Origin of the sequence: Lysinibacillus sp. RS11, assembly GCF_042019215.1 — a bacterium.
Taxonomy (GTDB): domain Bacteria; phylum Bacillota; class Bacilli; order Bacillales_A; family Planococcaceae; genus Lysinibacillus; species Lysinibacillus xylanilyticus_A.
In genome coordinates this window covers 4,642,067-4,658,161 of sequence record NZ_CP168124.1, presented here as the reverse complement: position 1 = coordinate 4,658,161, position 16,095 = coordinate 4,642,067, and the positions used below count along the sequence as shown (strand labels likewise).

Sequence of the window (16,095 nt, the reverse complement as noted above, 5' to 3'; positions counted from 1 at the left end):
AATAAAGTCGCGACGATTGTAAAAAAGTTGCGAATCTTTACCCCTTTGGTTATTATTTAGCCAAAGGGGTGTTTTTTATGTCTAAAAGAACTAGAACATCTAAAGTTGAAAAGTGGATTAAAGAAGGTCGTGGCTCGGGAATTGGTGCCGATTATAAACCGTGGTTGAATATTCAAGATGTTTCCTCATTGGGAAGATCCACTCGTTTAAAAGGTATTAAAACGAAAAGGCAGCATGAATTTTTATCAGATTTGGAACGAAACTACTTTTATTTAATTGAATATTCGGATTTTGTTGTTGATATTCGAGAACAATTTCCTTTATTGCCGTTGGAAGAAACAATTGTCATTGCTGATGAATTAGGTCTAAAACATCCTACAGACCCTAAAACGAATGAGCCAGTTGTAATGACAACGGATTTTTTATTAACTGTAGAAAAAGGAGATGGGTTAGTAGAGCTTGCACGAACAATAAAAATGAAAGATGAGCTACTAAAACAGCGAGTTATTGAAAAGTTTGAGATTGAACGAGTTTATTGGGAGCGAAGGCAAATTGATTGGGGCATTGTAACAGAGTTGGAGATTCCTAAAGAAATGGCTCGGAATATTAGCTATTTTCATGATTATTATGATATTCAACAATATGATGCATTTCAAAATGTGAACCGACAACATATTGAAGATTTAGCAATGGCACTGTTACAGAGAATATTATGTGAAAGCAAAAGCATTAGAGAAGTTACAAATGTATTTGATAAAGAGACACATATGCCTTTAGGAAGTGGTATGACGCTATTTTATCATTTACTGGCACAGAAAATCATTCGGGTAGACATGTTAGAGCCGTTAAACGTGGAACAAATAGTTGTTATTCAATCAATAGATGAAAGCAAGTTGAAGAAGGTGAAATACGGATGATTTATATTAATCAAGTACTTCAATATACAGCTGATTCACAACGCATTCGTATTATTGAAATTGAAGAATCGTACGCCTATATAGTTAATATCGACACAACGAGTGCTATGCCTAAAAGAGAGCTATATAGCCATTTAGAGATAGAGCTTGAGCAAGGTGAATTATTGAGAATAAGCGATCCTTTTGCAAAAGCAATTCCAGATGATGAATTAACGTCTGTTCAAATTAGCAAACGAGATGAGGACTGGGCAACTGTAGAAAATTTTATCCTCCCTAATATGAAAGAGCTACTAAAGAAAAAGGGACGTGAAGTAAAAATAATAGAGATTACCGCTGAGAGTGGACTAGGCAAAACAAAGGTGAAAAAACTGCTAAGTCGCTATTGGCAACGTGGTATGAACAAAAATGCTATGTTACCCGATTACGCAAACTCAGGTGGTCGAGGGAAGACTAAAAATCTTAGCAATGATAAGGTTGGTCGCCCACGTAGAGTAACTGTAAATGGTGAATATCGAAGTGGCATTAATATAACTGAGGAGATTAAGACGCAATTTGAACATGCCATTAATAAATACTACCGCAAAGCCAACAACTATTCGTTAAAAGATGTGTACCATTTTATTTTGCGTGATTTTTATGCAGACCGTTATAAAGAAGATGGAGAAATTCAATATCGTATTTGGGAAGCAAATCGTATTCCTTCATATCATCAATTTTACTACTGGTTTAAAAAGCTTGAAGACCCTAAAAAAGATATTGAATTTCGTAAAAGTGCTAAGGAATACGAGTTAAAACATCGTCCTATTTTAAGTAATTCTAAAATTGAAACAAACGGACCTGGCACACGCTTTCAAATCGATGCAACGATTGCGGATATTTATTTGGTTAGCTCTTTTGATATAAATCGAATTATAGGTAGACCTGTTGTTTATGCAATTATTGACGTATATTCACGTATCGTTACAGGGATATATGTAGGATTGGAAGGCCCGTCTTGGCTAGGAGCAATGATGGCTTTAGATAATATGGTTGCTGATAAGGTTGAATTTTGTAAGCAATATGATATTGAGATTACTGATGAGCAATGGCCAACTTATCATTTACCCGAAATAATTATTGCTGACAGAGGCGAATTTGAAGGCTACGCAGTAGCTGGTCTTATTAATAATTTAAATATCAAAATCGAAAATACAACAGCGTATCGAGGGGATTTAAAAGGTATCGTTGAACGTAAATTCCGTACAATTAATGGCAAAGTAAAGCAGAAAGCGCCTGGTGCTATTCAAAAAGAATATCGAGAGCGTGGAGATAGAGATTATAGGCTCGATGCTACGCTGAATTTAAAGGAGTTTACGGCATTAATCATTACGATGATGCTTCAGCATAACCATAAAATCATTGATAAGTATCCGATGGAAAAAGCGATGATTACAGATGGCATTGTGCCAACTCCTGTAAATTTATGGAACTGGAGTATTCAAAATCGGAAAGGTCGTCTTCGTACAGTAGATAGGGATATTTTACGTTTAAATGTGTTGCCACGTGGTAAAGCCACAATTTCACGAGCAGGTATCAAGTTCAAAAATTTATTATATGGATCAAAGCGAGCAATCGAAGAACAATGGTATGCAAAGCTGAAAAACAAAAGTATTGATATTGTGTATGATCCACGTCATTTAGACAAAATTTATATCCCAAATGATAACGGAATGGATTATGAAACGTGCATTTTATTAGAGCCTAGCCAGCAATATAAATTGGATTTTTTAGAAGAAGTTGTTTTCCAGCAACAACTACGAAATGAATTAGAGGAAGAGGAGCGCTCTAAGCAAGTGCAACTGACAATTAATACAGATACGATGATGGATCAAATTATTAAGGCAGCAGAGCAAAAGAAAAAACAAGCCCTACATCAACCAACAAGTAAAAAAGAAAAACTAGCTGCGATTCGAGATAATAAAGCGAATGAAAAACAAGCTAATCGCGAGGGAGAAAAATTTGATTTGTCACACACTGTAGCTGAACAATCAACAGAAATCATAGATTTTACATCAAGAATAAAACTAGAAGAGCGACCGCAAAAGAAATCACCTTCACGTCTTATGGAAAAATTAAAGAGGAAGCGAGATGAGGAATTTGGAAAAGATGAATAATGTCGTCTTAAAAGGAGATATGGAAGAAGCAAGTTATAAGACTCAAATGCTTACTGAATATGCTCATAATCCTTTTATTGAAGCCCTACCGCCAATCTTTGATGAAGATGATGTGTTGGATCGTTTTATGGTGACGCCACGTATTAGTGAACAAGATAAGAAGAGTGCAGCGAATATTCGGTACCATGTTTTAAAACGTGTGAAAAACTTCATTCAGCCCTTGCCAATCCATTTTGAAGTAGAACGTCGGTTATCGACTTTGATTCGTCGTGGTTATTTAGCCCGTAATCCGTTAGATAAATCATTCCTTGAACGGATTCGAATATTGCATCACCTACGTGAGGATGAAGAGCAGGCACATCAATATATTGATGAACGCTTAAACCATATTCGTTCAACAGCAGATAGTCTATCGATTATTGGCATCTCAGGTATAGGTAAAACAACTGCAATTGAACGTTTGTTGTTAATGTATCCTCAAGTCATTAAGCATGAATTGTATAGAGGTCAGCCTTTTAATCGCACTCAAATCGTTTGGCTTAAAATAGATTGTCCTTATGACGGTAGTTTATCGACCTTATGTAAAAGTTTTTTCAAAGCAATTGATGATTTATTAGGCACACGTTATTTGGAGAAATTCGGTTATTTAAATCGTGTTACATCAACAATGTTATTACACATGACATCATTAGCTAGTATGTACGGTATTGGTATTCTTGTTATTGATGAAATTCAACATTTACTTCATTCTAAAAATGACCAGGAAGAAATGCTGAATTTCTTTGTGACATTATCAAACACAGTAGGTATACCAACAGTATTAATTGGTACCTCGAAAGCACAACAGCTATTTAAAGGGAACTTTCGGCAAGCTCGCCGTGCAGCAAGTGATGGTTCAATTATATGGGATCGTATGGTAGAAGATAGTGAAGAGTGGGAATTCTTCTTAGAAACTCTATGGGCATTTCAATGTTTAAAGGTTCATTCAGAACTAACAGAAGAGTTGAAAAAAACATTTTTTGAAGAATGCCAAGGAATTACCTCAGTAGCAGTTAACTTGTTCATTTTAGCTCAAGAAAGAGCCATATTTGATGAAGCAAATGGAGAAGAAAGAATTACACCGAAAGTAATAAAGAAAACAGCAAGAGAAGATATGAAAATTATCCAACCAATGATGAATGCATTACGTACAAATGACTTAAAGGCAATGTATAAATATGAGGATATTATGATTAATCTAGATGATCTTATGATTAATCATAAAAAGAATACCGAATATGAGGGTAAAGTCAAGGAAGCTATGACAGAGCGTCAAAATACTCTTCAGTACAGACGACTAGAGATAACTGAAAATCTTAGTTATGAGATTGCTTCATTAGGAATTTTCGATACCTTAAATCCTAATGATATAAGAAAGGTAGTCTCCAAAGTTGTAGCTAACCAGCCAATTGAAAGTGAATATAACAATTTAAAGTTAGAAGCTATACAGAATGCAATGACTTTAAATCAAAAGAAAAAAGACCAGAAATTAAATCATACACATAAAGATGAATTGTTACCTTTAGTAAGGTTAAGAGCAAAAGCGTTAGAAAGAAAAAAGCATCCGTATGAATTATTAAAAATAAATGGATATATAAAACCATTTGTAGAGGAATTTATTAAATGATTTATAATACTATTTCATAACTATTGGCACATCTTATGTCTGAAAAGCTAGTTATATCGGCACTATAGAAATAAGTCGAGTATTCCTAGGAGGACATTAGATGTTACCGTTTTTTACAAATCCTTATCCAAATGAATTAATCTATTCAGCAATTGCCCGGTATCATTTTTATAGTGGCAATATTGATTGTAAAGATACGTTGGAAGAGTTGTTTGACAATCGTTCTGTGATACCGAGTGTAGGAATTGGTAGCTATTTTTCTGTTTTAGCAGAAAAACTAGGTGCTCAATATTCTGTAGAATCGCTATTGGCTAACCATACAATTTATCCTTATTATTCTTCATTTTTGTCGAAGCAGCGTCAACAAGAAATATTAAACGATGTAAAAGAAGATGGTAAGGCACTTTATACAAGGCTAGGGATGATCGCTGGAAGCATTTGTATTAAAAACGGTATCTATTATTGTGCTATTTGTGCAAAATCAGATATAGAGCAATATGGAGAGCCATATATTCATCGGGAGCATCAACTACAAGGAATAGATTATTGTCCCCACCATGAAGTTCTATTAAGAGAATACCCTGTAATTAAAGATAGTCGCATTGAGTATATTCGTTTCGAATTAAACCATATGAATTTATCAGAGTTATATGAGATTGATCCACATAAAGAGATGTCAGTATATTTAGCAAAGCAGGCCTACAAATTGCTTCATTTACCGTTGCACAAACTTTCAAGGGAAGACATTAATTCTAAATATAAAGCATTGTTACGAGAGCATAATTTAATAACAGCTTCGAATCGAGTTCGTCAGCATGAGTTGTATCAAGCTTTTAAGATTACATTTTCAAGTGACTTTTTAAAATGTTATCAAAGCGAGTTAAGTGAGGAAGATGAATATAATTGGATAAAGGTATTAACTCGTAATATGAAGCGTCATGTACATCCATTTCGTCATTTGCTCTTTCTTTATTTTTTAAAGCACGATATAGAGGAACTTGTTGTGCTTACAAAAGACTTAGGTGCTTTTGGTACAGGACCATTCCCTTGTTTGAATAAGGCTGCATCGCATTACAAGCAACTAATAATTCAAAAGGTAGAAGTGACCAGAGACTATAAATCCAAAAATTTGATTGGTACATTTACATGTTCATGTGGTTTTATTTATGCAAGGAAGCAAACAACGGATATGTTTGAAATAGGTCGAGTAAAGGCATTTGGTGGTGTATGGATAGAAAAATTAAAAACTCTTACACAAGAAAAATTGAGCATTCGAGCGATGGCAAAAATATTAGGGGTAGATTCTAAAACAATCAAAAGGTATTTAAGTGGAAGTGTCGAATTAAAACAAGCAGCAAGCCATGAACACAGTGTTAATAAATTGAGTCAATACAAAAAAGAGTTGTTAAATGAAATTCGACAGAATCCAAGACTATCCCATACTGAATTACGAGAACAATTTCCAAAGCAATACATGTATTTATATCGTAATGAAAAAAGCTATTTAGAAAGCATGTTACCTAAAGTACAGAGACAGAATAAACCAACAACATCTGTGAACTGGTTGAAACGCGATCAGCAATATGTTCAGCGAATAAAAAAATTATATCTGAAACTAATACAAGAACCTAAGCCCATTAGAATAACAAAATCCGTTTTAGGCAGACGATTAGGTATATTAGCCAATTTAGAGCGTCATTTAGATAAGCTCCCAAAAACAAATAAGTTATTGCACGATATTACCGAGTCTGTCCCAGAGTTTCAATTACGTCGATGTTATAAAATCATTGATGAATTATTAAAGCAGAACAGCACAATTGATTTATGGAGAATCCAGGGAGTTGCAGCAATTAAATCACATCATTTTCATGAAATAAAACCTCAATTAAAACGTTATATTGAAATCAAGCAGGAAGTGAACCGAAAATGAGCGAACAACAAGTTAAACTAAAAAATTGGCCATTTCAAGAGGGAGAGCAAGCACAATTAATTTGGATTAGCTCTCCTTTCCAATATGAAAAGAAAGTAATGATGTATGCCTACTTTAGAGCAGGTGGAAAAACAGAGGAATTATTAGTTGATTGGGGAACACTTCCAGTACTAGCCATTCAACATTATTATATTGATGGTGATATTAGAAAAAGTGCGCCCCCTGAAGAAACAGAGGAAGTAGAAATCACCATTTATCCAAACAATGTTGCTATGTATGAAAAGGAATGGCGTGTGCAAGGGACTAATGATAAAGATGTTTCAAGGAGCTTTATTGTAAAGCAAGGGAATCAGAGTTATATCTTGCCCTTAATTGAAGTGGTTCGTAGCATTTTAGCACCGAATCGTTTTTTATTATATAGGCTTTTTGAGGCGAATTCCTTTCCTCAATATTTTATAGAGAACTATGAGAGTAATAAAATTCATTTGTATTTTTCATCGCAATACCACCCAAAATATACGCAATCAAATTATCTGTACCAACTTGTATGGCTGCTTACAAATCAAGATTTAAGAAATGTATTTGAGAATGTAGCATTTACATTTAACAACACTGGGATTTTAAAGTTTGATTGGTCATTTAAACAGCCAATTAGTATTAAAGCGATAGTGAAACCTAATATAAACGGTGGCACAATTCTACGTGTTGTAAGTGTGAAGAATAAACATATTCCTTATAACGAAATCTCATTTGAGCACCCTGAAGTAGTTCAATCTGAAAAATCAAGTGAGCCTAAGAAATTTACATTACATAATAAGAAAAAGCTAAGTGGTCCACAAGATGAATTATTATTAGATGAAGAAATGCAAGGAACAAGCGATGACTTTGATGTTGTCGAAATGGATAATCAAAAGCATGAATATATTCAGATGCCTAAAATAACTAAACTTCGTAGAAATTCCAATAAGAGACGTGATTTTGAGGATGAGCATACTAAGAAACGATTTATTAATGACTCTTTAAAACGATCAACAGCTGATGTTGGTGGAAATCAAGTTACAAGAGGATTAGAGAAGCAAGTATTATCAGATGTAAAGATTGATGGTGAATTGGGTGAGTTTATTAAAGTAATGAGAGTGTTGCAGGATTTTCCTGAAGTACAGTCCATTAATATTATTCAAGGCAGCTTAAAGGAATTTTCTAGTACGAAACGTTTTGTATATTTGAGTGATGGTGTGACAGAGAGAAAATATGTGATTGCTGAAGTATCTATGAAAAGTGGTAATAGTTATAATATTGTTGAAATAGAGAGAGAAGGTAAATCTCTTTCTACATTAATTTTTTCTTCAATTCAAAGAGACATATATGATAGGATACATAGAGTATTAATAAAGTCATTAGTAAATGATGGAGGCACATGGAAATTCGACTCTTTAAAAAGAGTCGAGAATTATGGTGATAGAGTTGTAAAATGTAGACATACAAATAAAAATATATACCAGAGAGCGAAGATGCTGATGGGGAAAATACATTTTTTAAATATGTAAGTTTTAAGTATTGAAAGGAACACTATAATGAATGAAAAATGTCAGATATTTACTCCGGAAGATATTGCAGAAGAAATGCTGAATATTGTTAATTACGAAGGTGATTTATTTGGGAAACAAGTATTAGAAAATTCTTGTGGAGACGGAAATATTCTAAAGAGAATAGTTATTAGATATATTGAAAGTGCCTTAGCCAATAAAATCCCCCTTGAAGATATTAAAATGGGATTAGAAAAGGATATTTATGCAGCGGAAATTGATGAAAAATACTACAAAAAATGTATACAAAATTTAGATGAATTAATTAATGGATATAATATCCATGACGTTAAGTGGAACATTATAAACAAAGATAGTCTGAAAATACAGTGGAAAGTAAAATTCGATTTTATTATAGGGAATCCACCGTATATTAAATATAGTGAGATGGACGTAGAGTCTAGATTATTTTTAAATAAAAATTATAAGTCATGTATTAATGGAAAATTTGATTATTGTTACGCATTTATTGAAAATAGTATAAATAATTTAAATACTAATGGAAAGATGGTGTATTTAATACCGAATAGTATTTTTAAAAATGTGTTTGGAAAAGAGCTAAGAAAAATTTTATTACCGAAATTAACAGAAGTATATGATTATAAAGGAAAGAAGTTATTTAAGGAAGCATTAACTTCCTCTGCAATCATTGTTGTAGATAGTGGTGAGAATTTAAATCACATAAATTATTATGATATGAATGAAAAAAATATACAAGCCCTTGATAAAAGTAAATTCGGTGATAAGTGGGTATTTTCAAACCCCTCTGATTTATTAGTAAAAGAGAAATGTAGATTTAGTGATTATTTTAACGTATCTATTTCTATAGCTACTTTGCTAAATAAAGCATTTGTTATTAATGATTACATAGTTGATAATGAATATTTAATAGTTGGTGAATACAAAGTAGAAAAAGAATTAGTTAGAACTGCAGCAAGTCCTAAAAGTTTAGCTTATAAAAAGAACGAAATGATAATTTTTCCGTATCATTACGATAAAGGTATTCTAAAAAGATACGAGACAAAAGTCTTTGAAGAGAAATTTCCAGAAGCAACAAAATATTTGCAATCGTTCTATTCAAAATTAAAAAAAAGAAAGTCAAGTAAAAATGTTTCCTGGTTTGAATATGGGAGAACCCAGGCATTAAAACATTTAAATCAACCTAAGTTACTATTGTCGACTGTCGTAACTAAAACAGTGAATATCTACGAGCTACCAGCCTCATGTATTCCTTATTCAGGAATCTATATTACACAAAAAGAAGACATTGAATTAGAAGTAGCAAAAAAAATACTATCTAATAAAGATTTTTATGATTATGTTAAATTAATTGGAATAAATGCTAGTGGTAATTCATTGAGAATAACTGTGAAAGATATAGGCAATTTTGAGTTTGAAAAGGAGATGCTAATCAATCATGGGGAAAATGAAATATAAAATTTCTTCTCGAGCAACTATTTTACTTGGTAGAGAAAGTGTTTCAAAAGTTGATAGTGCCATAATAGAACTTGTTAAAAATACTTATGATGCTGATGCTGAATTGTGTTATATCTTTTTTGATATAGATAACGATAGCATATATATTCTAGATAATGGCGTTGGTATGACAAAAAGGATAATCGAAAATCATTGGATGATGATTGGTACTGATAATAAAAGAGAAGAATATAAATCAAGCAAGAGTAGAATTAAGTCTGGAGAAAAAGGTATAGGAAGGTTTGCGCTAGATAGATTAGGTAGTATATGCGAGATGTTTACTAAAAACGAAGAAGAACAATTAATAATATGGAAAAATGATTGGTCTATGTTTGAGCAGAGCGGACTGACAATAGATCAGATAGAAGCAGATTTCGAATATGACTCAAGATTATTTATTGAAATAATACCTGAATCTATACTGGACAATATTGAACATACATTAGACAGTCCTAATACTAAGGATTTAAAAACGGGAACACTTCTAAAAATAAGTGATTTAAGAGATGAATGGACTTCTAAAAGTATAAATAATGTACTAGACTCATTAGGTTATTTAATCCCTCCATCCGAACAAAAAGATTATATTATTTGTGTGCAAGAAAATGTTAGTAGTCCTGCTTATATTATTGAAAATAAAATCTCCGAAGAGTACGATTATCGAATCTGTGCTGAATTTATAGATAATAAGTTTAAAATTCATTTAAATAGAAATGAATTCGATATAAATCGAATGCCTAAAGATTTATTTGAAATGGAAGAATTTAAATTAGCTCCATATACATTGGAGGATTTTAAACAAAAAAGTTTGAATTATGAATACGAAGTTTCTGAGTTAATGCAAACTAATAACGAAGAGTATATTCATAAAGTAAAAGAACTAGGTAAGTTTAAATTTGATTTTACATTTATGAAGTTGACTATGAAAGAAGCAGATAAAAATAATTATTTTTATAAAGCCATCAGTAAAAATAGAAATGAATGGATGCGGCTGCACAACGGAGTAAAAATTTACAGAGATAATTTTTTAGTTAGGCCGTATGGTGATCCTAATTCAAATTCTTTTGATTGGTTAGGAATTGACGCTAAAAAAACAGGTAATCCGACTTCAGTAAGTCATTATTCTGGTACTTGGGGAGTTGCTCATAGACAAGTTCAAGGCACTTTACATATATCTAGAGTAGAAAATTACAATATTATCGATAAATCTAGTCGAGAAGGTTTAATTGAAAATGAGTATTTTAACATTCTAAAAGATGTCATAAAAAAAATCATTAGCATATTTGAAAATGACCGAGCATATATTGCAAGATATATAAAAAAATACAATAATATGGTAAACGAAAAAGAAATTGCAAAAATAGAAGGTAGTAAGATAGCTAAGGAAATTATTGATGACCAAAAGAAAAGCAATGAAAAAAATAGTAAAGATCCTCTTCAAAATAAAAACTTAAATATTGTTGCTGATGAACAAAATAATAATCAAAGAGTTGAAAAATTAGCGAAAGCTGTAACATATTTTAAAGAAGAACGAGAAGAATTAATATCAGAAAATAAACTTTTGAGAAGGCTAGCAACAAACGGATTGATGACTTCTTCAATTGTTCATGATTTGAAGAGCATAAAAGCTACCTTTATTAATAGGGTAGATTCTATTGAGTATTTAATGGAAAATAACGAACAAGATTTACTCAAGCGTAGTTTAGAGGATTTAAGGAATTCTGATGAATTTTTAAAAGCTTGGATTACTATATCAACACATCAGAAAAATGACAAACGTAAGCGTCCAAAGCAAAATTTATATGAAGCGGTAAAGAGTAGTGTAAATTTAATTAGCTCGATATTGAAACAAAAGAATATTGCTATAAATGTTAATGATGATGGAAAAGAAACCTTAAAAAAAATTTATATTTCTGATTTTGAAAGCATTTTGTATAATTTGATCATCAATTCTGTAGAGTCTTTTGAACGAAATAAAGTAGGAAATAGAAATATTGATATTACTTTAAGTACGGATAAAGAATTTGTTATTCATTATGAAGATAATGGGAGTGGTATTTCTACTATTTTCAAAAATCCTTATGATATATTTAAGTATGGTGTCACAAGTAAGTTAGACAAAGATGGCATACCAATAGGAACAGGATTAGGAATGTATATTGTAGAATCAACATTGAGAGAATACGATGCTAAATATAAGATTACCAAAAGTCAATCGGGATTTGGAATAGAAATCACATTCTCTATTTAAGGGAGGAAAATTGATGCAATTTAAGATCGGGATTATCGATGATGATCGAGCAAAAGTTACACAAATAATGATTAAATTAAAGCAAGGGTTTGACAATGCTAGTGCTGAAAAACAAAGTAAGTATTCGCACTATAGGTTAGAACCTGTTGAAATTGAAATAAAAGAAGAATTTGAAGAAATATTGAAAGATATTCTTGAGAAGGAATTGGATTGTTTATTAGTTGATTATAAGCTTTCCTCATATAAAAATGTTGATTATTCTGGGATTGATATTGCTAAGAAAATGGATAGCATCATCCAGGATTTCCCTATTTTTATTCTAACTTCATTCGAAGATGATCTTTTCTTAAATGAAATTTTTAATGCCTATCAAGTGTTTGATTTTGAAAGGTATTTAAATGAAGAATCAGAACGAATTGAATTAAATTATAAAATCATTGAGCAAATATTAAAATCAAAAAAGCAAGTTCAAAAATGGGAAGAAGATATAAAAGAACTGTTACCAAGAGCAGGTGAGAGTAGGGAAATCGATGAAAAAATATTAGAGATAGATTCTAAATTGGAAAGATCTATTAATTCTAACGTTGCTTTACCTGAAAAATTAAAAAAGGATTTGGATAGTAATAAATTACTTCAGTTAATAGATAAAATCGACTCTATTTTAGATAAGGAGTAGATAAGTTTGGGTAAAATTCACGACACTAAACCTATAAGAAGCCATACTGGTGAAGTATGGCGTACTAATTCATCTAACAAAAAAAGACTAGCAGTAGACTTTTACAATAAGTGTGGCTATTGTGGAGATCATGATATTTACAGTGGAGGGTACAATGTATATCATGTTGAACACTTCGCTCCTAAAGAGAAATTTGGAGAGTTAGAGTTCACTTATGATAATTTATTATACAGTTGTCCTTACTGTAATATAGCTAAGTCAAATAAATGGATAGGAAAGACATCCAAAGAAGCGGTTGTGGGAAATAAAGGATTTGTTGACCCATGTACGGATGAATACGATATACACCTCGGCAGAGATATAGATGGTAAAATTATATATAAAACATCCTTGGGTCAGTACATACATGAAGAATTAAAATTATATTTAAAGAGACATGAGATATTATTTAATTTAGAAAAGATAAGAATGAAACGGAAAGCCCTTAAAGAAAAAATAGAGTTCCGTGAAAAAAATAATCAAGACTACAAAGATTTAGAAATTATTTATAAAGATTTGAGTGCTGTTTTCTGTGACTATTATGAGTTGATAATCGATGAAAGTCCTGTACATACATTTTAATCAATCTTTAATATTAAGACTAATCCAATTGATTTTGATCAAACTTTGTTCAAAATTGGTTGGATTTCTTTTATATAAAATCAACGTCTGCAGCATACTTTTAATAAAACGTTTTCCAAATCAACAGTTTTATATATTTATTAAAAGGCGTGTGGTGAAAATATAGTTGGATGGAATATTGGGATTAGTAAGAATTGATTGTATATAATTGAATAAACTCCCTTTATACGGACGGTGATAGAAGTGACAAGAACAATTTATAAAATTACAGAGGAGCTCTTAAAAGAAAAAGGAGAAAGTGAAAAGAAAGATTTTGATAGCCAATACTCCAATAATTGCAAGTATTTAGTAGAAGTTTTGAATAGTGTGGCGATTGATGAATTGATCTTTAAAAATGGAAACAATTACGAATTTAAAGAGGAGTCTAAGGAATTTGTAAAAAATTTAATAGAGCATCATTCAGTGTATAAAAAATTAATGAAAATGCATCCTGACAAAAGAGATACTCTTCTTCTTGATGAATTGACAACAAACTTACGAAGTTTATTAACAATTGAAATTGAAGATGAAAAAGAATTACATAGGCAACTAGCTACTGTCGAATTTATGACGCACAATATACGAATTCAATTTAATAATTTTGTTCAGAGTATTTCCGCTGTATCTTTAAGTGAAACACTTAATCCATTTGATGAAATTGAGCTTTATTCTTATTACGTTAAGGAGCTTAGTTTATTGAAAGAGAAGTTTGAGGAAGTTCGCAAGAATATGATTGAAATTCGTAATGACGAAGTGATTATGGCGAGTTTGAGAGCAATTGAACGTAATGAAAATGTTGAACTTTACCCCGAAAGAGAAGAACTAGATCGATTAGTCGTGAAAATTTTGTTAGATAGTAAAAAGAAGAATCATGAACTTGTCAGAATTTTCTATGACACGATAACTACCCGATTCTCCTTATCAGAATCTGAGGCGCGAAATGAGCTTAAGCGATTTAAAGAGCAGGATTATAAAGGTCATCCATATTTTGTATTACGATCAGATAAAGAAGAGGAAGAAGGGGAATATATCCCTCCGTATGAGGCTCTACAAAAAGCGTTGGAAATGTATGAAGAGGATCTTAATGAGCCACCACCACCAAAAATAACTGAAGAGTCATTACAAATAATCGAGTCGGAACTTAAACGATTAGGCAAATTAAATGGGTTAGATGATGACTATTATGAATAGCAAAATAAAAGCACGCTCAATTGAGCGTGTTTTTTTAAGCAAAGGGGTATCTCAAAAAAATAAAAATGAGAGAGTCCAAAAGAAAAATTTTTTATGAGACAATATCTCTAACATAAAGTTGTCTTTATGAAATACGTAGAGGGGGGAGATGACATTGAAGAAAAAAGAAGGAGGTGAAAAAATGTTTAGTCCTAGTATGACAAGAATTGAGATAGAAGACTTGGTTTTAAAAAAAGAAAGGGAAACGGGATACTCTATTCATGAAATTGCAGAAAAGCTACCTGTATCTGATTTAGAATTATATGAACATGCATGTAAGAAGGAATTCCATGTGGAAGCACTTACTAATGAACATCTAAATGAAATAGGTTACATTGGCAATATATTGACTTCGAGACTCCTCACAAAACGTCGAGAACGAATATTTAAAACAGAGTCTTGGCCTATTTTTTAAATTACAGGGGTGTAGTAGTTGCTAAAAAACCTTACAAAGTACAGATCATGAAAAGATGAAAAATTCTCGTTCTACGGTTGTCAAATTTGATTTTACATTTCGAGTAAATAATCTAAAGGGATCTGTAACTTACCAAGTCCTCTAATAGGTAAAAAAGTTTGTCCGATAGCGACAAAGGGAGAAAAATCCCCTACAAAATTGACCTAGCAAAAGGAGCTTGAAAAGGTGGCACCTGCAAAACTCAGAAGCCATTTTATTTAATATTTTGATCAATCTTTTTTATAAAAACTTTCATCATGTCAAAAAAAACCTACACATTTTGATCAATCTTTTTTCAAAATGTATGGATTTCTTCTATTATAAAATCAACGTTTGCAACATACTTTTGATCAAACTTTATTCCAAACCAACAACTATTGTTGTATCGAAAAAAAGATTGACACTTGTTAAAAAAGTGCGTTACTTGAAAAAAAAGATTATTACCGCTGTAGCTGTGGAATGACAAAAAAGTCGGGAACTGACATTCAACGATATAAATGAGAGTAGAAAAAATAAAATCAAATAAAAAACTCGATCCATTAGTCATGGATCGAGTTTTTTATTTATTTTAATGAACAAGGTGAAATCCTAAAGTCATTAACTCAAACTTCGCAGCTAGAAAAACCAGTTCAAAACAGATAGCTGTAGGTTGCACTATATGGATTTATGTTTCTTGACACAATTTTAGGTATACAAAAAGCACCTCATTCTTTGGTATAGTGTGATTGACTAGAAAACACTACCAAGCAGAAGAGGTGCTTCCACTATGATAGAACAGAATGACCAAAAGAATCAACTACCAAAAGAATTTCGTGAATTAGAAATTAATAAACATCTAAAAAACGCCGGGATTATAAAAGTATTTGGCTTTTCGACAAGCTATTTATTTCAGCTTGTCTTTTGCCTCGTATTCCAACACAAAAGCTGGTTTACCCTACTTCAAAGTAAAAAAGTGATCAATATCCAGGAAAAGATACGGTTTATCGTTTCCTAAACCATTCGAAATTTGCATGGCCCCGATTTCTCACTCTATTCAGTGCACACACGATTAAAAAAGTAAGTGTGTTACAACTTCATACAAAATACAGATTGCGAG

11 protein-coding genes and 1 pseudogene are annotated in these 16,095 nt (G+C 31.8%); all 12 read left to right on the top strand.

Annotation, left to right across the window (positions count from 1 at the left end; all coding sequences use genetic code 11):
• Positions 1 to 77: 77 nt before the first annotated feature.
• Positions 78 to 917 (top strand): TnsA endonuclease N-terminal domain-containing protein, encoded by an 840-nt coding sequence (locus AB9L17_RS24005; RefSeq protein WP_375199899.1) that lies wholly within the window; start codon positions 78 to 80, stop codon positions 915 to 917.
• Positions 914 to 3,070, top strand: coding sequence for a Mu transposase C-terminal domain-containing protein (locus AB9L17_RS24000; protein ID WP_375199898.1), 2,157 nt, complete (start codon positions 914 to 916; stop codon positions 3,068 to 3,070). Before AB9L17_RS24005 ends, AB9L17_RS24000 begins: the two co-directional genes overlap by 4 nt.
• Positions 3,045 to 4,736 (top strand): ATP-binding protein, encoded by a 1,692-nt coding sequence (locus AB9L17_RS23995; RefSeq protein ID WP_375199897.1) that lies wholly within the window; start codon positions 3,045 to 3,047, stop codon positions 4,734 to 4,736. Before AB9L17_RS24000 ends, AB9L17_RS23995 begins: the two co-directional genes overlap by 26 nt.
• A gap of 100 nt (positions 4,737 to 4,836) precedes the next feature.
• Complete coding sequence (locus AB9L17_RS23990) at positions 4,837 to 6,666, top strand: TnsD family transposase (RefSeq protein ID WP_375199896.1); 1,830 nt, start codon at positions 4,837 to 4,839, stop codon at positions 6,664 to 6,666.
• Positions 6,663 to 8,213, top strand: a complete 1,551-nt coding sequence (locus AB9L17_RS23985) for a Tn7-like element transposition protein TnsE (protein ID WP_375199895.1) — start codon at positions 6,663 to 6,665, stop codon at positions 8,211 to 8,213. The genes AB9L17_RS23990 and AB9L17_RS23985 overlap by 4 nt, the downstream gene beginning before the upstream one ends.
• 27 nt (positions 8,214 to 8,240) lie before the next feature.
• Positions 8,241 to 9,689: an Eco57I restriction-modification methylase domain-containing protein gene (locus tag AB9L17_RS23980; protein ID WP_375199894.1), complete on the top strand. Its 1,449-nt coding sequence runs from the start codon at positions 8,241 to 8,243 to the stop codon at positions 9,687 to 9,689.
• Complete coding sequence (locus AB9L17_RS23975) at positions 9,670 to 11,979, top strand: ATP-binding protein (RefSeq protein ID WP_375199893.1); 2,310 nt, start codon at positions 9,670 to 9,672, stop codon at positions 11,977 to 11,979. Before AB9L17_RS23980 ends, AB9L17_RS23975 begins: the two co-directional genes overlap by 20 nt.
• Before the next feature lie 13 nt (positions 11,980 to 11,992).
• Positions 11,993 to 12,655: a hypothetical protein gene (locus tag AB9L17_RS23970; RefSeq protein ID WP_375199892.1), complete on the top strand. Its 663-nt coding sequence runs from the start codon at positions 11,993 to 11,995 to the stop codon at positions 12,653 to 12,655.
• 6 nt (positions 12,656 to 12,661) lie between these two features.
• Positions 12,662 to 13,276, top strand: coding sequence for an HNH endonuclease (locus AB9L17_RS23965; RefSeq protein ID WP_375199891.1), 615 nt, complete (start codon positions 12,662 to 12,664; stop codon positions 13,274 to 13,276).
• 243 nt (positions 13,277 to 13,519) lie between these two features.
• Positions 13,520 to 14,506: a hypothetical protein gene (locus AB9L17_RS23960; protein WP_375199890.1), complete on the top strand. Its 987-nt coding sequence runs from the start codon at positions 13,520 to 13,522 to the stop codon at positions 14,504 to 14,506.
• Positions 14,507 to 14,660: 154 nt separating this feature from the next.
• A complete protein-coding gene (locus tag AB9L17_RS23955; protein ID WP_375199889.1) occupies positions 14,661 to 14,960 on the top strand; it encodes a hypothetical protein in 300 nt (99 codons plus the stop codon).
• 805 nt (positions 14,961 to 15,765) lie between these two features.
• Positions 15,766 to 16,082, top strand: a pseudogene (locus AB9L17_RS25385) (IS4 family transposase); the annotation flags it as partial.
• Positions 16,083 to 16,095: the final 13 nt, after the last annotated feature.